This window comes from Streptomyces exfoliatus (assembly GCF_000725545.1).
Classification (GTDB): Bacteria; Actinomycetota; Actinomycetes; order Streptomycetales; family Streptomycetaceae; genus Streptomyces; species Streptomyces exfoliatus.
Genome location: NZ_JNZP01000047.1, coordinates 1 through 23,245, shown reverse-complemented (window position 1 = coordinate 23,245; position 23,245 = coordinate 1). Strand labels below are relative to the sequence as shown.

The following is a 23,245-nucleotide window of genomic DNA, read 5'->3' as shown; positions in this document are numbered from 1 at the left end:
GGCTGTAGGCAGTCGGGGGTGATCCCCGGGTGAGCACCATCGTGAAGTTCTTCGTGGCGCCGGACGACACGTCAGCAGGTCTGGCCCTCCAGTCCGGGCCGGGACCGGCATTCGAGTCGGGGTGCCGGTAAGAACCGTGTCACCAGCCGCAAACGGCGGTGATCACTCCTTGGGCTTGGCCGGCCGCGGCAGCTCGGCCGTGGTGGTCGCCTCGGCGAGCGCTTGGCGGCCGCCCTTCAGTTCGGGCACGTAGTTGTAGATGGTGTTGCGGGAGACGCCGAGCAGCTTCGCGATCGAGGTCACGGTGTTCTCGGGACGGGTGAGCAGGTCGCGGGCGTGACGTACTTGCTCGGGCGTCATGGCTGGCGGTCGTCCGAGGCGGGCGCCGCGGGCGCGGGCGGCGTCCAGGCCCTCGTTGGTGCCCTGAACGATGAGTTCGCGGATGAATTCCGCGAGGGCCGCGAACACGTGGAAGACCAGGCGCCCGCCTGGCGTGGTGGTGTCGAGTGCCTCGTGGAGCGAGGCGAAGCCGATGCCGCGCTTGCGTAGGCCGGACACGATCGCGATGAGGTCCTGGATCGAGCGGCCGAGCCGGTCCAGCGACGGGACGACGAGGGTGTCGCCGGGCCGTAGATAGTCGAGGGCCTTCCACAGCTCCTCGCGTTCGGCGTTCTTGCCGGATTTCTTGTCGGAGAAGATCCGGCTGCATCCGACATCGGTGAGTGCGCGGATCTGCCGGTCGAGCAACTGGCCCCTGGTGGACACGCGTGCGTATCCCACAAGATCGCCGGTCCGGTCGGCTGGGACGGGAGCGAGGAGATCGGCGGAGTCGTCGTCCGGAAGCTGCTGCACCCGCCAGATCGTACAGAAAACGGTGCTGCCCGGATTCTTGAGCACATCGACTTTCTGACACCGTTTCTTGTGCATGATCCGGTGCCGATCCGGCCGTGAACCGGTACTGATCGATCTTGCTCATCAATCGGTCGATAGATGAGCGCCGTGCGAACGAGTCGTGTGTTCGCGAACATGCGCGGCGCCTTTCGGGCACCCGTGCGTTTGTGCGGTCTGCGGGTTGTTGGTCCCGGCGCTACTGATCGGCATGTTGCTGATGGTGGTCGGAGCCAGCGGTGCTCGGGGAGGACGACACGGCGTGGGGCTGAGGCGTTGCCGCCGGAGTCGGGGGTGTGGTCCCGCTGTGGTGAACCCACAGGAGAGCTCCTGCCAGCAGCACGGTGCCTCCCAGCAGCCAGGGCGGCGCGCCTGATGGAAGGACACCAATGATCAAGCCGGTGAGCGCTCCCACCAGTTGCAGAGCGAGAGACTGGACGGACAGCGCGGTGGCCCGGCCCGAACTTGGGACACGGCGGTGCAAGAGGTCCTTCTCACTCGGCCCCGCCGCGCCGAGCCCGAGGTAGACCAGGCCGTAGCCGATGGCCGCGAGGACCATGGGGGCCACTCCTGTGAACGCTGCGGTGGCGCCGAGCAGAAGCAGGCCGCTCGCGCTAGCGCCGAGGCTCACCATGACCGCATACTCACCACTGCCTGCAAGCCGAGCGGTCAGTGGTGCAAGGTGGCTGCCGATACCCGCGCAGATGAATCCGGCGCAGGCGAGTGCGGCAAAGAGCACCGCCCCCGACTCCGATGCGCCCGTGAGGGCCGCGGCACGGCCCGGCGTGAGCAGTTCGATCGCGGCCAAGGCGCTGCCAGCGGCCCCTGCGCTGAGGAACACCCGGCGGACCAGCGCATCGCGGCCCCCCAGCCGCAGTCCGCCCACGACGGTGGCCGGGATGCCTCGGAGTACGTCGGGCAGGGTGGCTGCCGGTCGGGGCGGCTCCCGCAGAGCAGTCAGGACATACAGCACGAAGGCGATCTCGACTGCTGCGCCCAGCAGCATCGGGACGGAAAGGGGCAGCACCAGCTCGGACGTTGCTTCGCTCAGTCTGGCGCCGAGGTCGGGGCCGAGGCCGAGCTGCCAGGGAAGGGCGCCGCCGAGCAGGGTGCCCGTGGCGAGCGCGGCGGATGTCGCGGAGCCGCCGCGGGCCAGTCCGGTGCGCAGTTCGGCGTCGGGGCCGGAGTGCGCCTGGACGGTGTCGACGTACCAGGCTTCGGCTGGTCCGCTGGACAGGGCACGGCCCGCGCCCATGAGGGCCATGCCGAGGCCGAGCTGCCAGGGAGCAGTGCCCAGGCCCACGAGGGTTAAGGCGGCCAGGTTCAGCAGGCCGGCGGCGGCCAGAACAGCGCGGCGTCCGAGGACGTCGGACAGTCCTCCGGTGGGCAGTTCCAGCGCGGCAGCGGTGAGGGAGTGTGCGGCGAAGAAGCCCGCGATGGCCGCCATGGCCATGCCGCGCTCGGTGAACAGCATGATCAGGGGAGCGATGCTCAGTCCCAGCGGCAGCCAGAACAGAACGCAGACCGTGATGTAGCGACGGCGTGCGGTGCGTATGCCCAGCGGCCCGGTCATGACGCGTCCTCGGTGTCTGTCCCCGCAGTGGCAGAGGCGTCCGCCGCAGTGGCGGGGTCGCGCGGTGCCAAGGGCAGCCCGGCGGTGAGGAATACGACCTGCGCTGCGCGCGGATCTTCTTCGTCGCGGGTAGTCAGTTCCTCCAGCTTCCGGCCAAGCACCTCCCAGAGTTCGGTGAGCGACTCCGGGGTCAGGCGGGGCATCAGGTCGTTGATTCCGGACGGCTCCACCCACTCCTGGCCCAGCCGCCCATCGGCGATGTCGGCCTCATGCCGGGCGAGAGATGCCTCAAGGTGCTCGATCTGGGCCCGGCGCGACAGGCTGACCCAGGCGCGGCTGCCCGGCGCGGCCTCCATTGCCTTGTTGCTCCAGGAGGTCACGGAGTGCACCGCCTGCCAGCGGCGCTCCCGCCCGTCACGGTGCTCGGCCTCGGCGACGAACGCGTACTTCGCCAGCACCCGCAGGTGATAACTGGTGGAAGCGGATGACTCCCCAGTCCTGACCGCGAGTTCGCTCGCGGTGGCCGGGCCATCCTGCCGCAGCATCCCAAGCAGCCGGATGCGCAGAGGGTGCGTGAGGGCCTTCAGGGCTGCTGCGTCCCGCTCGGGATCGAGTACGCGTTTCTGCTCTTCGCTGATCATGACGGGAGGGTAGAGCGATCTAAGGACTTTCCAAAAGTATTTTTGCAGAAATTCTTTTGGAAAGTTTGCTGGTAGCCGGGATCGCGTCCGTGACGGGACTGGACAGCCTTACGCGTCCGCACCTTCCTCGGCCGGCTTCTCATCGCCCGCTGTACGGGGGCTGGGCACGGTGACCGCGGTGAGGTTGAGGCGGGCGGCCATGTCGAGGTTCACCTCGCCGTACGGGCGCACATGAGACCAGAACAGCGGCGTCAGGCCGCGCCGGTCGGCCGGGGTGAGCAGGTCCGCCCACTCCGGCTCGTCCAGGACGTCCTGGAGCATGAGGGTGTTCACGTAGACCAGGGCGGATTGCAGGATCCGCAGGCAGAGCACGAACATCTCCTGCTCGTCGCGTCGGTTGGATGCGATCTCCCCGCCCTTGCCGTAGGCGATCACGGAGTTCGCGCCGTTGGAGGACTCCATGACGTTCAGGCCCTCCTCGATCTCCCGCTGAAGGTCCCGCAGCCGCAGGTAGCGGGCGACGAAGATGGTCTTCTGGGCGCGGCCGACCTCCAGCATCGCCGCGTAGGTGGGGTGGGAGGCGTTGCGGGTGAAGCGGCGCAGGATCGCCTCGGTGGAGGCGGTGCGGGTCCGGATCGCGGTGGCGTACTTGATCATCTGGTCGTACTGCTGGGTGATGAGTTCCCAGCGGATAGGGCGGGTCAGGGCCGGGGTGAGGTGCGGGTAGGCGTCCGGTTCGCCGGCCACTGGCCGGTACAGCTTGACCTTGTTGATCCGCTTGATCCTGGGCAGCAGGTCGAAGTTCAGCAATCTCGTGATGCCGAATCCGATTTCCGACTGGCCGTGCGAGTCCGTGTAGTTGGCTTCCACGTCCATGGCTGTGCCGTGCCGCATGGCGCCCTCAATCATCGCGGCGACCTCGGAGGCGGTGCAGTTGATCAGCTGGGAGTGGATGGCCAGGGACTTCTTCTCCACATGCCAGTAGATGAGCACCCCGCGGCCGCCGTAGCGCGAATGCCACTCGGTGAACAGGTTCTGGTCGTACGCCCGGACGTGGGTGGAGTCGGAGGCGACCGCGGTCGAGCCCTGGCCCCACAGTCCGGCGCTGCGGGCGGCAAAGGTGGCGTTCGCAATCTGGACGGCGATCGCACGAGCGGCCTCGGCGGACAGATACCGGCGCCGTACGTACCGCAGCTCATCCTCGGTGTGGCCGTGGCCGCCGGACGCCACGGCCTTGATCCCGGTGTTCGTGCCGTACGCGTAGATGACCAGCAGCAGGCGTTCGGCCAGCACTTCCGACGAGAGGCTGCCGCCGCCGGAGACGGAGGTGACCGCGTCAAGGCAGCCGGTCCGCAGCACCGCTTCCTTCAGCATGTCGACCAGCGGCACGATGCCCCACCTGCGCTGTACCTCGGCCTTGATCCTGCGCAGATTGCGCGGTTCGGGCTGGGCCTCGGCCGCGGTCAGGCGGATCGCCCCGGATTTTCGCTCGGCGATGTCCAGCCAGGACAGGCTGGGCATGTTGTCGTTCAGCAGGGTCAGCTCGGCCGTCATCTGCTCGCGTAGCTCGTCGATGAACACTGAGGCGTCCAACGGCTTGCGCAGCTCCCGGTAGTTCTCCGACCGCCGGGCCTCGAAGTCCTGCGGCAGGTCCTCATCTGGGTTGCGCCACCTGTCGGCGCCGACCACCCAGATTTCCTTGCACTTGAGCTGGTCGCGCAGGGCCTGGAAGGCGACGACCTCGTAGACCATGCGCACCACCCGGCGCCGGCCGCGCTTGTCGGTGCGGTGCACGACCTCCGCCCAGTCCCCGCCCATCGCCTTGTGGACCGGCACTGTCTCACCCAGCGGGTAGTACGTCGTGTTCCCGGCGTTCGCGTACCGGGCCACCAGTGCCAGGGCCTCGATTACGGGCTGGTGGGTGTGGTTGCTGGAGCGGAACTCCAGCACGTCCAGCAGCTTGATCAGCCCGCGCCGGTAGTGGTTGGTGTACGAGGCCTTCAGCGTCGTCTGGACCGTGCGCCGGTAGACCGGCCCGCGGGTCTTGAACTCGTGCACCAGCTCCCGCAGCGTCGTCTCTCCCCCGGACACGGCCGGGAAGACGACCTGCCGGACCGTCCCCTCCGGCGTGCCGAGCGACGCCTCGGCGAGCTTGAAGAGGATGTTCTCCTTGCCCGACACCTTCTTGAACGCGTTGACCAGTTGCTCGGTGACCTTCCTCTCCGCCCGTGCCCCGATCCGGTGCACTGTGGAGATCAACAACTCCACCAGGGTGTCGGTGATCTCCCGCTCCCGCTCGTGCAGCAGTGCGGCCAGCAGCGTTACCCGAAGCGGCATCGGATGCGTCCGCAGATGAGACGGAGACTCCACCGCGGCCCGCGCCCGCCATCCGGCCACCACCTTCGGCGCCACGTCCACGAACAGGTCCGCTGGCAGGCCGATCGCCCGTACCGAGAGAAGCTTGTCGATCTCGGTGAGCATCGTCTCCAGGCTCACATTGCCCGGCGCTTCCTTGATCTTCCCCAGCAGCGGCGGCGCGTCCTCGCCCTCGGTAACCCCGTCGACGTTGTCGTCCTGGTCGTCGGCGCCGCTGGCCACCAGCGCAACCATCCGCTCGACGTGCTCCGCGGTCAGCCGCGAGGAGATGTGCGCCGTCAGCGCCTCCTCGGCCGCCCGCAGGGCAGCCGCCACGATCCGGTCACACCGGCCCGGCGTCGGCGGCTCAATTCTCTCGGCGCGACACCGCGCCAGCATTTCCACCCTCACCTGCTCCGGCCTGCGTTCCTTGCGCGCAACGTGCTCGGCCAGGTAGGCCGTCAGCTTCTCCGCGTCCGCGACGCTGCACTCCCGAAAGCCCAGGTGCTTGCGGATCTGCGCGCGGTGGTACTCGACCGTGCGGCCCGTCCAGTCGTAGAGGCCCAGCTCAGACGCGAGAACCTGCACCTGCCGGGCGACGAACTCCACGGCCTCGCCCGGCAGCTCGGAGCGGCCCCGGGGGAACCGGCCGTACTGCGTGTAGAACTTCAGCAGCACGGCGAAGCCCAGTCGCGTTGCACCGCGCTTGCCGGACACGAGCTCCTGCTCGTCCTTCAGCAGCGTCCAGTGCTCGACCAGCTCATCCAAGTCCAACGGTGTACGGGCCACGAGCGTTGATCGTCCTCGCGGAACTTCACCCACCGCAGCCGTACAGCGTCGGGCTCACCCGCACGAGGGACCCCTCGCAAGATCGCCGCCGTTTGCGGCTGGTGACACCGTTCTTACCGGCACCCCGTGTACCGGGTCGCCCCGGTCCCGGTGCCCGCCGTCGGATACGTGCACATCAGCGACCCCGCGGGCGAGCACGTCTTCATCATGGCCACGTTCGCCGACAGCCTGGACGGCCTTGTAGCCGCCTACCAGCGCGAGCCGGACCTGATCGGCCGCCCGTTCGCCTTCACCGACAACGACACTCAGATCACCACGGCGGTCTGCCAGTGGCTCCTGGACGCGGCCAAAAGGTCCGACCAGCCCCCGTCGGTCCTGGTCGGCTCGATCGAGAAAGGCCGCTGGGTCAACTGGAACCTGCCCGGCGTCCCGCGTCCGACGCTCCCTTTCTGAGCAAGGACCCTTGGCAGGAGATCTACCGCCGTTCACGCCCAGGCCTCGTGGCTGCTGCCCTCGTACGGGCTGGCGGCCGACGGTTGGCCGATCCGGGCAACCCGCCGCCTGCGCGCTCCCGACGCCTGCGCGCGATCTCAGATCGACTCCACCACTGCGTGCTGCGGTCGAGAACGCGCCCGCCTCCCAAAGCCCTTTGCTCAATGGGTGGTCGGCCGCGCATGATCGGATGGCTGTACGTCCCCTGCCCGACCCGCGCAGTGCGCTCCGTCGCAGACACCCTGCCTGATCAACCCCAGGAGGACTTAGATGCAGAACTTACCGTTTGACCAGCCGGGCAGCTTCTGGCGAGGGAATCTCCACACGCACTCCGACCAGTCCGACGGTGCTCTGTCTCCCGGAGCGACGGCACAGTACTACCGGGACGCGGGGTACGACTTTCTGGCCGTCACCGATCACTTTCGGGCCGAGTACGGCTTCCCGCTGACGGACACCACTCCGCTGCGTACAGACGGATTCACGACCCTGCTCGGTGCCGAACTCCATGCACCGCGTACGGAGGCCGGACCCTCGTGGCACATCGTCGCCGTCGGGCTCCCGCTCGGCTTCGCACCGCCCGGACCGGACGAGCCCGGGCCCCAGCTGGCCCGCAGGGCCCGAGCCGCCGGCGCGTACGTGGGCATGGCGCACCCGGCCGCCTCTCTCCTGAGCATCGCGGACGCGGAGAGCCTGGACGCCGCGCACGCGGTCGAGGTCTACAACGCGCTCGCCGACCGCGAGGACCGCGGGGACAGCTGGCACCTGACCGACGTCCTCCTCAACCGGGGCCATCGGCTGCACGCCTACGCGGCCGACGACGCCCACCTCCAGCCCCAAGACCCCCCGGGCTGCGCCGCCTGGATCCAGGTCCGCGCCAAGTCCCTCGACCCGGACCAGCTCCTGGCCGCGCTCAAGGCCGGGCACTACTACTCGTCCACCGGCCCCGAGCTGCTCGACGTCAGCCTGACGAGCGAGCACATCAGCGTCCGCTGCTCCCCTGTCCGCAAGATCCTGATCACCGGCGGTGCCCCGGGGGCGCAGGTCGTGCAGGGCAAGGACCTGACGGACTGCACCCTGCCGCTGGCGATGTTCAACGGCGGATTCTGCCGGGTCACGGTCGAGGACGAAACCGGCGGACGAGCCTGGAGCAACCCCATCCACCTGGCGCCCAACGCGGCCGCCAGCACCCGATGACTCCTGTCACGCCTCCCACTCACCTGCCGAAGGGAACCCCTGCCATGCTCTGCCCGCTCTGCGCGCTCGCGAGGGCTGAGGACGGCTTGTCTGTTCCGTAAAGTTCCATCGAGCGACCATTGAACGTAGCCCCCGTGGTCAGGGCGCCCCGGCGCCCCGGCCCGGCCGTCACTCAGTGCCGCCACTGGCCGATCGCCGCACTCCACGTCACAGCCAGCCCAGGAGTGTGGTGCAAGGTGCACCCGATGCGTCTGAGGGAGAACTGAATTGCCCCGTCCCCGTGCCGCCCGGCGGTTCGCCACCGCCCTCGCCACCGTCCTGTCCGTCACGTTCGGCGCAGGCGCTGTAGGCACCCCGGCAGCCACGGCAGCCTCGACCGAGGACGGAATCACGCTTATCCGGCATACCGTGCCGCCCGTCATCGACATGACCAACCGGCAGTACATCTGGCTGGACTGGGAACTGTCGGGGGGCGCGTGGGCCACCGTCGTCATCCGCAACATCCGCACCGGTCACACAACGACCGACCTCCTGGGCACAAGCTCGAATTCGAACACATTCCGCCTTTCCTGGGACACCCACGACCCCGAGAAGGGCGATGTCCCCAACGGCGACTACACCTGGACGATCACGCCGGAAACGCTTGACGGCACCCCGCTCGGCTTCAAAGCCTCCGGCTCCTTCAAGCTCGTCCGCCAGCCCGCTGCGCACGACCTCAATGTCAACGGCGCCTTCGACCTTCTCCAGCGGGACTCCGCCGGCGGCCTGTGGCGCACCGACAGCACGTACTACAGCGGTGAGCTGGACATGCACTCGCACCGTCGTGAGTTCATCGGTCCCGGATGGCAGATCTACGACCGGATCGAGGCGGTTGGCAACCTCGGGAGCTCGGCCGTGAGCGACATCCTCACCCGCGACACCTCCGGCGTGCTGTGGCTCCACGCCGGCAACGGCAACGGCGGCTTCTACGGCCGTATCAAGGTCGGCACCGGATGGCAGGTCTACAACCGGATCACCGGAGGCAGCGACCTGACCGGCGACGGCAGGCCATCGCCACCGGAGACGTCTCCAAGGACGGCCGCCCTGACCTGCTCGCCATCCGCGGTAACGGCGACATGTCCCTCTACCGGGGGACAGGCAGCTGGAAAACCCCGCTCCTCAGCGCCCAGCGGGTCTGGTCCTACAACATCGGATTCGGCTACAACCACGCTGCCTGAACGACGCCACTCCATCGAACCAACAGAGCAGCAGCCCGCCCTGACGGCAGACCAGAACCTGCATACGGCCCAGCGGGCGCCGTACGGTCGTCACGGACTCCCGACAGGACGGGCCGCCCGCAGCCGGTCCCGCGTCCCCGCACGTGCGCGGGACCGGCCCCACCCCCGGCGCCCCACCCCAACGAGTCGGACCCCGCCCCTGACGGGCGCCGAACCGCTCCTGCGAGGGACGACGTGTCGGCGGTGCCCCGCCTGACCGCTACCGTGATCCGCGGGAGTCGGGCCGACTGGTCGTTGGTACGCCTCCCACGTGCCCCTCACACCCCCCGGTGCGAGGGGCACAACACGTTCCCCAGGGCCCGTTACGGAGCAGCGGCGTAGTGGACGACGGTGGCCTCACACGGCCCCTCGGCATACACCGTCAGCGCGTCGACCTCGGCCTGGTCGGCCGCCAGGCCCCAGCGGAGCTTCGTGGCGACCCACTCCGAGACGTACCGGCAGTGAGCATCGGGCAGCGGCGGCATCCACTGCGCCGGGTCCTGATCCGCCTTCGACCGGTTCGTGCGGGCGGTGACCGCGACGAGCGAGGTGGCGGCGTCCTGGTCGTTCGCGTACGCCTCCCGCCGGGCGGGCGTCCAGGCGCTCGCCCCGGAATCCCAGGCCTCGGCAAGCGCGACCATGTAGTCGAGGTCGAGCTTGCCGGGATCGGTGACCTCCTGGCCGTCGTAATACGACAGCCACTTGCCGCCCGACAGCTTGCAGCCGGCCGCGACGGTAGGGGACTCGACGGCCTCGGCGAGGAGCACCTCCGAGCGGGTGCTGCATCCGTCTGCGGGATCGAGTCCGGCGTTCCAGTGCTTGAACTTCGTCCGCTCGTATCCGGCGCGGGACTCATCCGCGAGCGGGATCTGCGTGACCGCGTCGGCCAGGTTCAGGACCTCGGCGCCCGACGGGGGCCGTCGGTGCAGCGGCGGCCGCCGAGGGAAGAGCGAGCGGGGTCAGGGCGAGAGAGAGCGCGGCGACGCCGCGCAGCATGTTCTTGATCACGACCACAGGGATAGCGGCCCAGGCGGTCGCAACTCGCGGGATCAGACCGCGCGCCAGCCGTCTGGAGGACCCATGTTCACCGCCGAATCGATCCCGCACCAGGGACGGGCCCGCCCCTTCGGGCTGGCGTCAGCGCGCGCGGGCGACCGCGCGGGCGCACGATGGCCGTAGAGCCCGCCCGGGAAGCCACCGCACGTTGCACCGGGCGGGCGCACTTCGTGTCGGCCATGGTCCTGGCGCAGATCTGCACCCGGCCCCGCGCTGTCGGTGTCTGGCACTACCGTGCTGCCATGCCACGACCCCGACCTGTGGGCCGAGCTGAACCCCCGCCAGCAGATCTACCTCACCGAGATCTACTACGCCGGCCAGAGCGCGGAGAGCCGCAGCAAGGGCGGGGCGTTCGACTGGGGCCATGGACCGCCGGCCAGCGAATGACGGTGGCTGACCTTCTGTCTCAAGGCCTCGAAGGACCTCGTGGGCCGCACGAGCCTCCAGTACGCCCTGGGGTTGAGACTGGTGAGCTCGCATGTTGAGGTGTCGCGTATTCCAGCTCAGAGCGCCCCGATCGGTCACTTTGGGTCATGCGGGCGGTGTCCAGGGTCCGGCCCGGAGTAAGTATGTTCGTCCGATGGCGCGTTCGAAGCGCTTCGGGAGGGGAGAGTGCCGGTGGACGTCGTCGCGATTATGGAAGCACTGGCTGAACAGGGCGTAACGGTGCTGCTCAAGGCCGACGCTGAGCGGATGGCAGAGAGGGGCAAGCCTTGGACCTTCGTCGCCAGTGGAGCGCCGTTGCGCGAGGACGTCCTTGTGCGAACCGATGCCGCGTCTGTGGAGCTATGCCTCGCAGTGTGCTTGCCCCGCCTGCGTGAGCTTGGCTTTTCGTTCCCTGAGTGAGAGAGCGGGTGTGACCGAACCGCCGCCCTGGATGTCAGTGCCGGCTGCTTACATGAGCCCATGGACACCGTGCACACGACCGCCGCCCTCCTCCCGGACCCCGCCGGGCTCCGCGCGCACCTGCGCGCGCTGGCCGTGCTGGACCAGGCGATCTGCCGCGATCCGCGGTTCTCCCGCTACTCCTTCTCCACCACCTGGGGGCCTGGGATGGAGGCGGCCCTGATGGACAACGGCTCGGGTGACGACTTCTCCGTCCTCTTCACCCCGGCCGGTGTACTCGTCCGCGGCTTCGACCACGAGTCGGAGATGAGCCCGTACGCCACGGACGACGAACAGGTCTGGCCCGGTGTCATCGACGAGGTGCCCGCCGCGCTGCGCCCGCTCCTGGACGACATGGCCTTCGTCGACGAGGGCCTCGGCGCCCCGCGGGTCACCGCCTGCCTGTGGTGGGAGACCGGCGGCAGCGCCTGGCGCACCGGCTCGGGCATCGAGTTCCCCTCGGGCAGCCCGGACCCGGACGGCTCCGGGCACCTCTTCCGCCTCCTCACCGACCGCTCCCCCGAGGCCGTCCAGGCGCACTTCGAGGAGGACTACGGGCGGCCCGTCCCCCTCGACACCGTCCGCCACGTCCTCGCGGGCCACCCCCTGACCCCCGAAGCCGCCCACGGCCTCAACCCGGCCGCCCTCTCCGACGAGGCCCTGCTCCGCCGGATCGCCGCCGACCCCGAGGTCGAGGCGTACCTCGCCTGCGACGGCGAGTTCGACCTCACGCGGACCGACCCCATCGAGTCGATCGCCCTGCCGGCCGGTCTCCCGGTGGAGCCCGTGGCCGGCTGCAACGCGGGAGGCACCCACTACCTCTGCGGCCCGGCCGGCTCCGACCGCGTCCGCCCCGTCCTCTACACCGACTCCGAGGGCCAGGCTTCCCTCATCGCGGAGTCCCTCGCCGAGGCCCTGACCCTGGCCATCGTCCTCCCCTCCTGGCACGACGCCCTGGCCGGCTTCCGTCCCCCCGCGCTCAACGCTGACTACCTTGAGGACAACCCGGACCACCCCGAGGTCCGCGACCGTCTCCTCGCCGCCCTCCGCCTCCCCCCGGCCACCGAGCCCGAGGTCCTGGCCCGTCTCCTCACCACGGCCGCCCGCACCGTCCCGGACGGCTTCCTCCCTTTGGTCGAGGGCGAGGGGGACGCGGCCTTCGAACCGATGCTCCGTCTGCCGGCCGAGTAGGACAGCCCCGCCGCGCGCCGCCTTCCGGACCCGACGCACCGCTACGGCGAAGCCATGACCGCACTGCCCGACTGGATGCGCCCGCCCCGTGCGGAGGGCTGCTCGCCCGCCCGGCTACCGGGCCGACGTTCCTCGAGCACCCGCCTCTTGCTGCTCCCGGATCGTTTCCAACGCGTCCTGTGAGTCTCCACTGGAACCACTGGATGCGGTAGCCGCCCCGGGTCTCGCGGTGTTGGTAGGCGATGCGTGCTCCGAAGGGCTGTGGCGGCACCCCGGGCGGGAGGCGCGGAGCTTGCAGCGCCGGTCGCCCTCACGAGTGACAACCAGCATGGTGACCCACTCCACGAGCGTTTGCGGCAGGTCGAGTGCGGCAGGATGGATGACCAACGAGGCCCCCGAGCAACGTGATTGAGACGTCAGACGTCTCGATCAACAGCTCGGGGGCCTCGTCCGTTGCGCTTCACGGCCCATCACCCGATCGGTGGCCAACTCGAAGAAGCTCATTGTTCCCCGATGCAGTCGGTCCGAATGGATGGTGCAGTCCGCACGGTGGCACGCGTGAGGGGCAACCGGCGGGCGGGGCAGTAAGGCAGGTTCGAAAGCCCCCCGGGTGCCCGGGGCGCCGACGCCCGGAGCACACCCGGCGGCCTTGCGGCTTTCGGGCGTGAAGGAAGCCCTGATGAGGCGGGACGGCGAAGAGTCAGTCTGTGCGGGCTCCCCAGACCTGGCCGTCGTCCGTGACGTTGAGGTTCTTCGGGCGCCGGTCCTGCTTGCCGGAGACGGCGTTGAAGGAAGTGAGGGCTCCGGTGGCGGAGTCCAGGACGAGGAGGTTCGACTTCGACCACGTTCCTGAGAGCGGGCCGTCCAGATCCTGGTTGCCCGCGAGCGCGGCGTTCGTTCCGAGGTCCTCGCAGCTGTTCTCGTCGAGGTCGAGTACCGCCAGCCGGTAGCCGCCGTCGGCGCGGATCGTGCTGGCGTACCAGCGCCCGGTGGCGTCGAGGGAGCCGCGTCCTACCGCTTCGCCTTGCGTGCACTGCGGCGCGTTCGCGGTGTCCTTGTCCTGCGCGTCGTACACCTTCATGCACGCGGCCCCGTCGCAGTCGTTCTGCTTCCAGATCAGCCGGTGGCCGCCGGCTGCGAGGAGCACTGCGTCCTGCGCGAGGCTCTGGCGGGGGGTCATGGTGTCGGAGTCGAGGAGGACGAGGTTCGTGCGTGCCCGGTTCGTGTCGTCCTCGGTGGTGGTCTGGGCCGCCACGATTCCCTGGTCGGTTTCGGCGAGTGGCTGCAGGCCGCACTGCGGCGTGTGGGTGCGCTGTGACGGGCGGCCCGACGTGTCGTGCTCCGTCACGGTGAAGCGGGAGTTGACCGATGCGGGAATCTGCTGCCCCGCGCACGCCGTGGCGGCGGGTTCTTCGGAGACGGCCCAGATCTTCTTGCCGTCCGCGGTGGGGAACCATGAGGTGGCCGGCCCCAGGAGCACCTGCTGTTCGGGCTTGGCGGGCTCGATGGCCACGACCGTACCGTCAGAGATTCCGACGATGTGTCCGGTCGCCAGCTGCCTCGGGGCGGTGAGCTTGTAGACGTCGAGTCGCTCCGTGCCTTCCGGGCGCTCGGCGACGATGTCCGGCTCGGAGTCGATCTTGTCGAGGACGGCGATGCGGCCTCCGAGGTTGACGACGATGCCGCGCGGGGCGCTCTCGTCGCCCTCGGTGCACCCGGCCGCCCCCAGGGCGGCCGCGAGCACCACCGCGGTCAGTCGGTGGCGCCGCCAAGGGGAAGTCCTGGCGGGATGGTTCTGTACTGCCATGTCGGTTCCCCCTGGCGAGTTGTGTACGGGTGGAGCGGGGTACGGCTGGTCAGTTCCGTACCCCGCTGGTTGTTTTAGGGCTTCGGGGTGCAGGCGCTGCTGGCGATGCACTCGGAGAAGAACGGGAACGCCGTGATCCCGCCCAGGGTGCCGTCGTTGCCGAGGAACCTCGCTCCGCAGGCCGCCGTGTCCTGCCACCGCTGGATCACGTACTTCGTGCGCTCGATCTTCGGGGTGGTGTAGCCCCACTTACCCCCTGGCACGTCCATCCAGTTCTGGACGGTGACGCCCTTGTCCGTCGAGTCGGTGATGTCGCGGCCCACCTTGGCCTCGACGGTGGCTACGCCCCAGGACGCGCTGCCCCCGAGTTCGGACGACCAGGTCGTCGCCTTCGAGGTGGTGGTGGTCATCGCGTAGGTCAGACGCGATGTCGTGGTGGAGCCGTTCCTCTTACCAGCGGTGTTGCCGATGGACTCGTATCCGGTGCTGATCTTCACCACCTTGTGCCAGACGTCCGGCGGGCACCCCTCGGGCCCCGGGACACTGGCTGACGCGGCCGACGGAGCCAGTAAGAGACTGGATCCGACAACCATCGCTCCCATCAGAGCGGCATGACGCATGACAGAACGCATGCTTTCCCTCCCGTTTATCGCCGGTTTTCCCCACCGGCGTTGACGAGAGGCAACCACCCCTCGCGGTGGGAAAGCTTCTCTTTTGATGAACATCTGAGATTCGAGGGGAGGTAAATGGCTAACGCCACGCGCGATGCAAATGCCCCCTTGTGTCCGCCGACGAGGCGACAGCCAACCGGGCATCACACCCCAAATGATCCCTGCGGGAAGCCGAGCGCTCCCTCCATGGACCGTAACGACGGCCTACAGGTGGCCGGTTCACAGTGCACCGTTTTGATGACGAGTTCCTGATGGCTGAGGACGCCATGGCGCCTGTAGAGCACGAGAGGCCGCCGACTGCTCTTATGGCCGAGGGTGCGGCCGGGACAGGGTCAGTTCGGCAGAGCGGCGATGCCGAGGACGGCGGTGACGAACACGGCGCCGACGGCGGCGGCCACCGTGAGAGGGGCCTTGAGGTGGGGGTGGCGCCAGAACGAGGTAGCCGGGTACGACCGCTACGAGCAGGGCGGTGACGGGCAGGAGTAGCAGGACGAGGAGCGTGGTCGTGGACATGGAGGTCCCCCTGAGTGGGTGTGGGATGCCGGTCGGTCGACGCGGCGGTCCGCACTGTGCAGGGGTGGGGGGTTAGCCGCGCAACCGCCGAGAACTTCGCAGGGGGGCGGGCTCTATTCAATGAATCGCGGGCTTCTTGGCCTGGCCTTTCGCCGGACGGGAAAGCCTTGGGCCGCCTTGGGCAAGTCTTGAATACGGCGGCGGATACGGGTACGGGCGAGTCTCGCACCCCTTGGTCGTGCAGGTGGGTGGGTCGGGCTGTGGGCCGTGGCGGCGTGCGGGGAGGATAGGGGCATGACCATGAGCCGCCCTCTTCTGACCCAACGTGAGGCCGCGTCGGCGTGCGGGGTGAGCCGTTCCACGATCCGGCGGCGGGGGGTCTGCCGGGGGCAGTCCAGGACGAGGAGCGCGGGTGGCTGATCCCGGTCGAGGCGCTGCTGGCGGCCGGCTTCCGATTGAACGCCCCGGCCCCGCCCGAGGACGCGGTGGCCACCGGACCGGTGGCCGTTTCCCCGGCCGCGGGGCCGGCCGGGGTGGTCGACGGCGGCGCGGCGGCGCGGGAGCGCGAGCAGGCACACGCGCTGGAGCTGGCAGAGGCCCGGCATGCGGCCGCCCTGGCCGCGGCCGAGGCCCGGTATCTGCGTGAGCAGCTCGCGGCGAAGGAGGACCACATCGAGGACCTGCGCGCCGCGCTGCGGGCGCTGACGCCCGCGCCCGAGCGCGCGGTCATCGAGCGGCCGGCACCCCCAGCCGCCGGGGAAGGGACGATGGTGCCGGGCCCCCGGGTCGACTCGTGGACGAGAACGCTTGCCCGCCCCCGGGTGGGGAGCGGGCCGCCGAGATGCGCCGGTCAGGCTGCCTTGAGTCGGGCGACGTGCCGCGCGCGTTCCTCTAGGTCGCGGACTCCGGCGATGCTCCGGTACGCCGGCAACTCGGTGAGCATCGTCTTCAGGTGCTCGTCCCCGCGCGCGGACGCGATCGTGACGTGCTCGTCCAGGAATGTGGCCCACGTCTGGCAGGCCGCCTCAACGTGCCGCATCCGGAACTGTCGCTCGGCGATGACGCCAAGGCAGTGCAGCCGCCCCTGACGCTCCAGCGGGCTGCGGACCGCGTTGGACCGCCGCAGGGCCTTGATAGACCCCTCGGGGTCCTTCAGGTGCCAGCGGACGTGCGCCTCATGGAAGTGATAGGCGGCCTGGTCGTAGCCGCCGACGGAGTCACGTCGGTTGTCCGCCTTCGACAGTGCGTCCTCGGTCTCGCGGAGTCGCGTGAAGGCGATGTGCCGGTCGCCGGTCATCGCCGCGGCGGCGGCCTGCTGGCCCCGCAGGAAGGCCACCAGACGCGGGCCCGCGCTCGGGGCTGCTTCGGCGGCCGAATCGGCCAGTTCGAGCCCCTTCTTGCCGTGCCCGAGGTGGGTGGCCTGGAGGCTCATCCCGCGCAGCGTGCGGCAGTAGGTGAGGTGGTCACCGCCTTCGCCGGCGAGGTCGAGCGCCTTCAGGTAGTACTGCTGGCCGAGCCCCTGTCGGTTCTCGTACATCGCCATCCACCCGGTCAGGTAGACCAAATCCGCGGCGGCGCCCTGCATGGCCCGGCGCACCCGCTCCGTACTGGACGCTCGCAGGTACGTTCCCACGGAGTTGACGAGGAAGGCGGCGGCCATGGGCCGGGCGTGGCCCGCTCCCACCTGGTCCAAGATGTCGGCGATCTTGTCCGTCATCATCCGAACGGTCTCTACGTCGGACTCGCCGATGTGCACCGTCCGGCCCGTGCTCGCGGCCTTGTCCCGGTCTGCGGCCTCGGCGTGCCCGGCGAAGGTGGCGAAGACCGGGACGGCCATGCCGACGGAGTACATGCCAGTCCTGAGTACCCCCCGGCGCGAGGGGTCCATGTCTGCTCGGCTCAGGTCGATCACTCCCGTTACGGTGTCGCGCTGTTGACCGGCGGGGGCCTCCCATCCGATCTCGGCGCACGTTACGGGGCGGCCGAGGAGCCTCGAGAGCGCTTCGGCGACCGCCGGGCGAGCCTCCGGCTTCGGGACGCTTCCCGCGAGCCAGTGAGACACGGTCGACTTGTCGTAGTGCAGGGTGAGCCCGAGTTCGCGGCCGGTGGCGTTCACCCGCCGTGCGAGCTGCGCGTTTCCGATCCCTCCCGTCTGCATGATCTCCGCAAGAGCGGTGTTGGGCGTGCGTGGACGTCGTGGCATGTGGCACCCCCGAGTGCGTTCAACCAGTTCAACCCTCCCTCCACTGTGCTCCCTTACTCGTCGTCGCGCACCGGTGTTGGGTGATTACCGGCCGCGTTGACGTTCTGTCGGGCGGTCGGATGACGGCCTGCCGGTCCTTCCCACCCCCGAGAAGGACCGGCAGACGCAGAGACGGACGAGAAGGCCGACGATGAGCAGACCCATCGCCCCCGTTCCCGGCGGGCTGACCGACGCCCCCGCCATCCACGCCGATCAGCTGAGCCCCGCGCAGCGCGACGGCCGGTCCTGCTGCTGGTGCTCGGACTGGGCGCCCGGCAGCTTCCCGGTGCCGATGCTGCGCGGCGCCGCGACTCTTGGCGCCTGCGAGCAGTGCGCGGGCCTGTACGGCGTGCCGGAGGTGACCCGATGAACCGCGACGAGAAGTTCCCGGCCGCGCTGGACGCCTGGATGCCCGACGACTGGCAGGAGTACCGCGACCGGGTGGCCGACGGCGAGCCGACCACGACGGCGATGGACACGATCAGCCGCCGCCGCGAGCGCGAGGCCCGCCGCGAGACCGGCATGGAGGCGACCCGGTGACCGCCCAGACCGAGCAGGCCGTCACCGGCGAGCCGATGCCCGGGGTCGGGGACCTGGTCCGCGACCAGGAGCGGGGCTGTGACGCCGTGGTCACCGACTTCCAAGGCGGTAAGCCGCTGCTGCGCCATCGGTACGGCGGCGGCGAGCCGTGGGCTGCTGAACCGGTCGCCCTGCGGATCATCGCCCGCAGCGGCGAGTGGACGCAGCCGTGAGCGCCCGGTGGGTCGGCGTCGACGAGCCACGATTACGCCCCGCTCCCCGCCACGCCAAGCCGGCGCCGCTGCCGTGGCGCGACCGGCTCACGCTCGGGCTCGGCCTGCCGCTGCTGTCGCTCGGCGCCCTCGGCGCGACGACGCAGGCCCGCGCCGAGCAGCCTGCGGCCGTCACCCCCGACCTTCCGCCGGCGGACACACTGCCGGACCGGCCCGACCCCCACCCGGACCGGCACGGCACCCGGCCCCCGTTCCCCACCCCTTGAAGCTCCGGCGCGGTCCGGTCGTCACACCCGAGGCCGCCGCCGGTCACCAACTCCGTCCGGTCGGTGGGCACCCCCTCCCACGCCCGCCCACCGACCGGGACGGCCCGCAGACTCCCGCCGCTGAAGGACTGGCGGGACGGCCCGGGAGGCGCCCCCGTCGCCACCCGGGACCACGAGGCCCCGCCCGCTACCCGTCCAGGCAAGACCGGGCGGGGCTCTCCGGTGCACCACTCGAACCCAACGATCGAGAGGGCAACACCATGAATCTCCCGCTTCTCCCGACTGCGGCCCCGGCCGTCGACTGGACGGCCCTGCACAACTTCGCGGCTCTGCGCGGCCAGCTCCGCGTCTCGCTCACGCCGCGCTGCAACCTCGCTTGCTGGTTCTGCCACAACGAGGGAGACGTTCCGCCCCCGCTGACGCGCGCTGACCGCAAGCACCAGCCGCGAAACGGGGAGCTGGACGCCGCCGACTACGTCGACATCCTCACGGCGGCCATCGGCTCCGGCCTCAAGCGCACGTACTTCACCGGCGGCGAACCGCTCGCCTCCCCGCTCGCCCGCCCCGTCCTCAACAGCCTGCCCGACCCGGGTCCCGACGGCTCTTACACCCTGATCACGAACGGCACCCTCGTACGCCGGAATCAGGAATGGCTCGCGACCACGCGCCTGGACAAGGTGAAGGTCTCCCTGCACTACTTCTCCAACGAATCGCTGTGGGAGATCGCGAAGTACAAGAAGGAAGGCGCCGGAGGTATCGGCGTCATCCTGGACGGCATCGAAGCGGCCCGCGAAGTCTTCGAGCGCGTCGAGCTGAACACGCTTCTCCAGCGCGAGAACGAACACGAGATCCTCCCGATTCTCGAATACGCCCTGGAACGCCGCCTGCCGGTTCAGTTCATCGAACTCGTGGACACCGACTACAACGCCGGTCAGCGCTCCTCGGCGGTCTCGGCCGACGGCATCATCGGGCACCTGCGCACGCTGACCAGCGACGAGCGGGTAGAGACCGCTGGAGTCGGTCAAGGGCGCCGCGTCTTCCGTGTCGACGGTGTGGAGATCGACGTCATCCACAAGGGGCTGGGACGCCACCACGTCGGGCAGTGCGGAACCTGTCCCGTCCGCCCGCAATGCGTCGAAGGGTTCTGGGCGCTGCGCATGGACCACGCCGGCGGGATCCAACCGTGCCTCCTGCGCACCGACCTGCGCCTGAGTACCATCCTGCGGCGCGACGACCCGGAAGCGGTGATGGAATCCGTCGCCCGCCACGTCGCCTCGTTCACGGACGGCACCCTCACGAGCGGCATCCTGTGACCGGCCTGCACGGCGCCTACGACCCCGGTGCGCCGGTCGACCGGCGCGGACCGCTCGTGATCCTCGAAGGGATCTCCGGCATCGGGAAATCCACCCTCGCCCGGGTACTCGCTGACCGGCTGGACGCCGCCACCCTCCACACCGTCCCCGACCACTACATGCCGTGGGCGCCGGTCATGAACGCCCGCACGGCGGCCCTGCCGCAGTTCGCGTTCTACCTGTCTGGGGTGCTGCACGCCTCCGACATCATCCGCGGCCACCTGGCGCGCGGGCCGGTCGTCTCCGACCGGTACATCTCCTCTGTCGTCGCGTACCACTCCGCCGTACACGAGCTGGACATGGACCAGGTACGGGCGCTCATCGGCCCGTTCCGGCCCTACCTCGTCCAGCCGGACCGGACGTTCTACCTGCGGTGCACGGACGCGACCCTCAAAGACCGCATGGCGTCGAAGGCGGACTACAACCGCGACGACGACGACATGATGCGCGTCCCCGGCCGCCTGGAACGGCTCCGCGCCAACTTCGACGCGGTGGCCGCCCAGGACCCCACGACGGTCATCGTCGACACCGACGACCGCACCCCCGAAGACCTCGCAGACCTGATCCTCAACCGAATCTGAACGAAGTGGCGCGAATGCCTGCAAACCAGCCTGGGCCGCGAGTAACCTCGCGGCCCATGGACACCACCCAACAGCCTTCCCCCCTACAAGACGCCTCCATCGTCGTCGCCATCGACGACCGCAACCACGTCGCCCTGATCACCAACGGCGAAGACGACCACCTGTTCATCCCCGGCGGCCGACAGGAACCCGGGGAGACCCCTGAGCAGTGCGCCCGACGCGAAGCCCGCGAGGAAGCCGGGGTCACGGGCGAGTCCTGGAGCCACCTCGGAACGTACGTGATCGCCCCATACAGCACAGCGAAGGTGTCCCTGTTCCTCGCCCGCAACCTGACCCTGGGACCCCAGGAACTCACCCCGACTGAGGCCGGATTCAAGGTCGAATGGTGGCCCCTCGACGACGCCATCACCGCCGCGACCCAAGGTCGCTTCCAGCTCCCCGCCGGTCCGCTCGCCCTACTCCTCGCGCAGCGACTCACCGGAGATCAGTGACCGGCTGGAACGACTGACCGACCGCGCGTCAAAACGCCGCCCCTCCCGCGTCTACGCCCGGCGCAACGCTGTGAGCATCCCCGGTCTGCTGCCCGACGGCACTCCCTCGGAGCTGACCGTCATGCAGACCCTGCGCAAGCGGGGCCAGGTCCGGGACGTGTCCGCCGAGGCCCTCGCCGACCTCAAGGCCCTGACACGGTGCCGGTCGCCCGTTGCTTCCGAGCGTCCTGCGGCAGCCCGACGGCCATCAGCAGCACACGGTGACGAGCATGGTGGCCGCGAGCGAGCCCAGGGCGCGCGAGGCGCACATGCCTAGCCGGACAGCGCCCAGTAGGCGGTCAACAGGCTCCGCTCGCTTCGAGGGATGTCGTCGGCGTGCCGGCGCATCCCCATCTCGCCGTAGTAGAAGTCGGCGGCGCCGGGGTCATGCTTGCCGCCTTCGAACGCCTTGCGGAGCGCGCGATACACAAACGCCAGTTGCAGCGGGCCGACACGTTCGACCCCGAGCACGGCCACGTTCCAGCCAGGGGCGGCGCCTGTTTGGCTCGCGCGCCAGTGGTGTTCCTCGGCGAGGGGCCTTGGCCGACACAAGTGCGCCCGCCCGGTGCAACGTGCGGTGGCTTCCCGGGCGGGCTCTACAGCCATCGTGCGCCCACGCGGTCGTCCGCGCGCGCTGACTGCAGCGTGAGCGGGACGGGGCCAGCCTGTGCGGAATCGGGACCGGGGCCTCGAACAACGGCGACCTCGCGGATAGCCTTCCCGCATGACTGCATCGGCCCCTGTCCAGCGCTCTTTGCCAACGTGGGATCAGGTGGTCGCGCTGCGGGACTTCATCCACGGACGGACATACGCCGCCGCGGTCCCCGCAATCCGGCTCAACGGAGAGCCGCCACACGCCCCTGGGTCCGCTCTGGCACGCGTGGCGGAGGTCAATGGGGCCCTGTACGAAGTCACGTCCCACCTGTGCGGTCGGCTGTACGCCGAGCTTGCGACGGGTCGCCCCGGGCCCATCGCTGAGGCGTCGTGGGAGGCCCTCATCTCGATCACCACGGCCTGGCGCGAGGACCCGGAGCTGCCGGAAGACATGAGAGAGCTACTGCCGGTCAAGCCACAGTGACCGTGGGGCAGGCGTGGTGGGAAACGCGGACAGTTTGTCAAAGAGTTCGCGCTTCTGGAGACAGTGGTAGGGCTGGCCGATGCGGTTGAAGAGGTTGCGCTGGGCGCACGCCGAAGGCCCCGTGGTTGGCCGCCACCGTCGTCCACTCCACTCCGGCCCCTTAGCTGCCCGGCCTGGAACGTGCTGTGCCCCACACCGAAGTGTGGGGCACATGGGAGATGTACCAACGACCAGTCGGCGCAACCTCCCACACCTCACCGTAGCGACTCGAGGACAGCCCAGGCAGGGGAACCGACCATCACCACCTTGACGAGCGACAGCGTCGAGTGCGTGGTGACGGACTGCTTGACGAGCCGGTCAGGGGCCGGCGATCAGCCACAGGATCAGGACGGCGTCGAGGTCGGCGTCGTGCCGGTACACGACCGAGATACCGCGACCGCCAGTCTGCTCGGGAAGGACCTCGACGGTGAGGGTGTCGGTGCCAGGCAGCGGCCGGCCCCGGCCAGGGTCCCCCTCGAGGGAGCGGCGAACGGTCTCGACGGCAGCCTGCTCGCGTGTCGTGAGTTCGGCGAGGATCTTCTCGGCGGCGTCGGAGTGGAACGCGAAGGTCACCGGCTACCGGCCTCGTGGAGCTTGCGGCGGAGTTCGGCGGCGACGTTGTCAGTGGTGCGGGTGATCGCGGCCGCAGCATCCGGGTCGAGGCGGAGCAGGACCCGGTGGCGGTAGGCCTGGGTAATCTCGCGGACACGGGTGAGGTCATCGAGGTCGACAGCGCCGAGTTCGGCGTCGAACTGCTGCCGGTCGCCGGGGAAGCCGTGCGCGGCGAGGGCTTCACGAAGCTCGGCAAGGGTCCGCATGGGCGGCACCGGGCCGGTCTGGCCGGTGTACTCGGGTTGTGCGCTCACGAGGACCTCCCCAGGGCGTCGTTCCTATCGACTGTCAGCGTACGCCGCACTTCACACTCGAGTCGGTCACCATTCAGCTCTTCCTGCTCCAGCCCGCTGTACCCGGATACAAGCGGCCTTCGAGGAGTGCTAGGTTCTGTCGTCAAATGTCACGCCCACATCAGGAGTGATGCGAGGGTGACGGCTGCTTCGTAGGACTGGGCGGTTTTGTCGTAGCGGGTGGCGATG

General features: G+C 69.5%; 23 protein-coding genes and 3 pseudogenes. 14 read left to right on the top strand and 12 right to left on the bottom strand.

From position 1 onward, the window contains the following. Positions 1-162: 162 nt before the first annotated feature. The 4 genes from IO20_RS0132630 to IO20_RS37125 form a co-directional block, all read right to left on the bottom strand. A complete protein-coding gene (locus IO20_RS0132630) occupies positions 163-852 on the bottom strand; it encodes a recombinase family protein (RefSeq protein ID WP_037636852.1) in 690 nt (229 codons plus the stop codon). A 235-nt stretch (positions 853-1,087) separates the two neighbouring features. Further along, the gene (locus tag IO20_RS0132625; protein ID WP_037636844.1) at positions 1,088-2,461 is read right to left on the bottom strand and encodes an MFS transporter; all 1,374 of its coding nucleotides are present in this window, start codon (positions 2,459-2,461) and stop codon (positions 1,088-1,090) included. Beyond that, complete coding sequence (locus IO20_RS0132620) at positions 2,458-3,102, bottom strand: ArsR/SmtB family transcription factor (RefSeq protein WP_037636842.1); 645 nt, start codon at positions 3,100-3,102, stop codon at positions 2,458-2,460. The genes IO20_RS0132625 and IO20_RS0132620 overlap by 4 nt, the downstream gene beginning before the upstream one ends. 108 nt (positions 3,103-3,210) lie before the next feature. Next, positions 3,211-6,225, bottom strand: coding sequence for a Tn3 family transposase (locus IO20_RS37125; RefSeq protein WP_211270460.1), 3,015 nt, complete (start codon positions 6,223-6,225; stop codon positions 3,211-3,213). A gap of 147 nt (positions 6,226-6,372) precedes the next feature. Here IO20_RS37125 and IO20_RS0132610 point away from each other — a divergent pair, with 147 nt between their 5' ends. The 3 genes from IO20_RS0132610 (at position 6,373) to IO20_RS0132600 (ending at position 9,405) form a co-directional block, all read left to right on the top strand. Continuing rightward, positions 6,373-6,699, top strand: coding sequence for a hypothetical protein (locus tag IO20_RS0132610; protein WP_030556415.1), 327 nt, complete (start codon positions 6,373-6,375; stop codon positions 6,697-6,699). Positions 6,700-7,008: 309 nt separating this feature from the next. Further along, on the top strand, positions 7,009-7,932 hold the full coding sequence (locus tag IO20_RS0132605; RefSeq protein WP_030556413.1) for a CehA/McbA family metallohydrolase: 924 nt from the start codon (positions 7,009-7,011) through the stop codon (positions 7,930-7,932). Positions 7,933-8,199: 267 nt separating this feature from the next. After that, complete coding sequence (locus tag IO20_RS0132600) at positions 8,200-9,405, top strand: hypothetical protein (RefSeq protein ID WP_031127776.1); 1,206 nt, start codon at positions 8,200-8,202, stop codon at positions 9,403-9,405. 106 nt (positions 9,406-9,511) lie between these two features. Here the strand turns inward: IO20_RS0132600 and IO20_RS37120 are convergent. Then, positions 9,512-10,184, bottom strand: a pseudogene (locus IO20_RS37120) (GmrSD restriction endonuclease domain-containing protein). A gap of 294 nt (positions 10,185-10,478) precedes the next feature. On the opposite strand from IO20_RS37120, the gene IO20_RS40520 reads away from it, so the two are divergent. The 3 genes from IO20_RS40520 to IO20_RS0132580 all read left to right on the top strand — a co-directional run bounded on the left by IO20_RS40520 (position 10,479) and on the right by IO20_RS0132580 (position 12,320). After that, the gene (locus IO20_RS40520) at positions 10,479-10,631 is read left to right on the top strand and encodes a hypothetical protein (RefSeq protein WP_157850842.1); all 153 of its coding nucleotides are present in this window, start codon (positions 10,479-10,481) and stop codon (positions 10,629-10,631) included. A gap of 231 nt (positions 10,632-10,862) precedes the next feature. After that, a complete protein-coding gene (locus tag IO20_RS0132585; RefSeq protein ID WP_030556411.1) occupies positions 10,863-11,090 on the top strand; it encodes a hypothetical protein in 228 nt (75 codons plus the stop codon). A gap of 60 nt (positions 11,091-11,150) precedes the next feature. Beyond that, the gene (locus IO20_RS0132580) at positions 11,151-12,320 is read left to right on the top strand and encodes a hypothetical protein (RefSeq protein WP_037636839.1); all 1,170 of its coding nucleotides are present in this window, start codon (positions 11,151-11,153) and stop codon (positions 12,318-12,320) included. A gap of 288 nt (positions 12,321-12,608) precedes the next feature. Here the strand turns inward: IO20_RS0132580 and IO20_RS40075 are convergent. The 4 genes and pseudogenes from IO20_RS40075 to IO20_RS0132560 all read right to left on the bottom strand — a co-directional run. Next, positions 12,609-12,707: pseudogene (locus IO20_RS40075) on the bottom strand (IS5/IS1182 family transposase); the annotation flags it as partial. A gap of 313 nt (positions 12,708-13,020) precedes the next feature. Further along, a complete protein-coding gene (locus IO20_RS0132575) occupies positions 13,021-14,127 on the bottom strand; it encodes a hypothetical protein (RefSeq protein WP_157850841.1) in 1,107 nt (368 codons plus the stop codon). A 74-nt stretch (positions 14,128-14,201) separates the two neighbouring features. Beyond that, positions 14,202-14,624, bottom strand: a complete 423-nt coding sequence (locus IO20_RS0132570; RefSeq protein ID WP_051894201.1) for a hypothetical protein — start codon at positions 14,622-14,624, stop codon at positions 14,202-14,204. Between the two features lie 1,537 nt (positions 14,625-16,161). Next, positions 16,162-17,514: an NsdA family TPR-like regulatory protein gene (locus tag IO20_RS0132560; protein WP_030556407.1), complete on the bottom strand. Its 1,353-nt coding sequence runs from the start codon at positions 17,512-17,514 to the stop codon at positions 16,162-16,164. 190 nt (positions 17,515-17,704) lie between these two features. Here IO20_RS0132560 and IO20_RS0132555 point away from each other — a divergent pair, with 190 nt between their 5' ends. From IO20_RS0132555 to IO20_RS42225, 8 genes and pseudogenes are all read left to right on the top strand, one after another. Next, positions 17,705-17,923 (top strand): hypothetical protein, encoded by a 219-nt coding sequence (locus IO20_RS0132555; RefSeq protein WP_030556405.1) that lies wholly within the window; start codon positions 17,705-17,707, stop codon positions 17,921-17,923. After that, positions 17,920-18,093 (top strand): hypothetical protein, encoded by a 174-nt coding sequence (locus IO20_RS40515; protein WP_157850840.1) that lies wholly within the window; start codon positions 17,920-17,922, stop codon positions 18,091-18,093. Before IO20_RS0132555 ends, IO20_RS40515 begins: the two co-directional genes overlap by 4 nt. After that, positions 18,090-18,305 (top strand): hypothetical protein, encoded by a 216-nt coding sequence (locus tag IO20_RS0132545; protein ID WP_030556404.1) that lies wholly within the window; start codon positions 18,090-18,092, stop codon positions 18,303-18,305. The genes IO20_RS40515 and IO20_RS0132545 overlap by 4 nt, the downstream gene beginning before the upstream one ends. Next, positions 18,302-18,571 carry a hypothetical protein gene (locus IO20_RS0132540; protein ID WP_030556401.1) on the top strand — a complete coding sequence of 90 codons (270 nt, stop codon included), beginning with the start codon at positions 18,302-18,304 and terminating at the stop codon, positions 18,569-18,571. The genes IO20_RS0132545 and IO20_RS0132540 overlap by 4 nt, the downstream gene beginning before the upstream one ends. A 260-nt stretch (positions 18,572-18,831) precedes the next feature. Further along, positions 18,832-19,884 (top strand): radical SAM protein, encoded by a 1,053-nt coding sequence (locus IO20_RS0132535; RefSeq protein ID WP_030556399.1) that lies wholly within the window; start codon positions 18,832-18,834, stop codon positions 19,882-19,884. Further along, positions 19,881-20,504: a dTMP kinase gene (locus tag IO20_RS0132530; RefSeq protein WP_030556397.1), complete on the top strand. Its 624-nt coding sequence runs from the start codon at positions 19,881-19,883 to the stop codon at positions 20,502-20,504. Before IO20_RS0132535 ends, IO20_RS0132530 begins: the two co-directional genes overlap by 4 nt. Positions 20,505-20,560: 56 nt before the next feature. Continuing rightward, a complete protein-coding gene (locus IO20_RS0132525; protein ID WP_030556395.1) occupies positions 20,561-20,995 on the top strand; it encodes an NUDIX hydrolase in 435 nt (144 codons plus the stop codon). A gap of 49 nt (positions 20,996-21,044) precedes the next feature. Further along, positions 21,045-21,311: pseudogene (locus IO20_RS42225) on the top strand (NADH-quinone oxidoreductase subunit J); the annotation flags it as partial. Here the strand turns inward: IO20_RS42225 and IO20_RS42220 are convergent. The 3 genes from IO20_RS42220 to IO20_RS0132505 form a co-directional block, all read right to left on the bottom strand. Next, entirely contained in the window at positions 21,308-21,505 is a 198-nt protein-coding gene (locus IO20_RS42220) for a hypothetical protein (protein ID WP_030556393.1), read from the bottom strand. The pseudogene IO20_RS42225 and the gene IO20_RS42220 overlap by 4 nt on opposite strands. 964 nt (positions 21,506-22,469) lie before the next feature. After that, the gene (locus IO20_RS0132510; RefSeq protein WP_030556390.1) at positions 22,470-22,724 is read right to left on the bottom strand and encodes a hypothetical protein; all 255 of its coding nucleotides are present in this window, start codon (positions 22,722-22,724) and stop codon (positions 22,470-22,472) included. Further along, positions 22,721-23,017, bottom strand: coding sequence for a hypothetical protein (locus IO20_RS0132505; RefSeq protein ID WP_030556388.1), 297 nt, complete (start codon positions 23,015-23,017; stop codon positions 22,721-22,723). Before IO20_RS0132505 ends, IO20_RS0132510 begins: the two co-directional genes overlap by 4 nt. Positions 23,018-23,245 lie beyond the last annotated feature (228 nt).

Bases quoted from the DNA above. Each gene is read 5' to 3' on its own strand.
- IO20_RS0132625 (WP_037636844.1), bottom strand. From the start codon at position 2,461: ATGACCGGGCCGCTGGGCATACGCACCGCACGCCGTCGCTACATCACG.
- IO20_RS0132620 (WP_037636842.1), bottom strand. From the start codon at position 3,102: ATGATCAGCGAAGAGCAGAAACGCGTACTCGATCCCGAGCGGGACGCA.
- IO20_RS0132605 (WP_030556413.1), top strand. From the start codon at position 7,009: ATGCAGAACTTACCGTTTGACCAGCCGGGCAGCTTCTGGCGAGGGAAT.
- IO20_RS0132580 (WP_037636839.1), top strand. From the start codon at position 11,151: ATGGACACCGTGCACACGACCGCCGCCCTCCTCCCGGACCCCGCCGGG.
- IO20_RS0132575 (WP_157850841.1), bottom strand. From the start codon at position 14,127: ATGGCAGTACAGAACCATCCCGCCAGGACTTCCCCTTGGCGGCGCCAC.
- IO20_RS0132560 (WP_030556407.1), bottom strand. From the start codon at position 17,514: ATGCCACGACGTCCACGCACGCCCAACACCGCTCTTGCGGAGATCATG.
- IO20_RS0132555 (WP_030556405.1), top strand. From the start codon at position 17,705: ATGAGCAGACCCATCGCCCCCGTTCCCGGCGGGCTGACCGACGCCCCC.
- IO20_RS40515 (WP_157850840.1), top strand. From the start codon at position 17,920: ATGAACCGCGACGAGAAGTTCCCGGCCGCGCTGGACGCCTGGATGCCC.
- IO20_RS0132535 (WP_030556399.1), top strand. From the start codon at position 18,832: ATGAATCTCCCGCTTCTCCCGACTGCGGCCCCGGCCGTCGACTGGACG.
- IO20_RS0132525 (WP_030556395.1), top strand. From the start codon at position 20,561: ATGGACACCACCCAACAGCCTTCCCCCCTACAAGACGCCTCCATCGTC.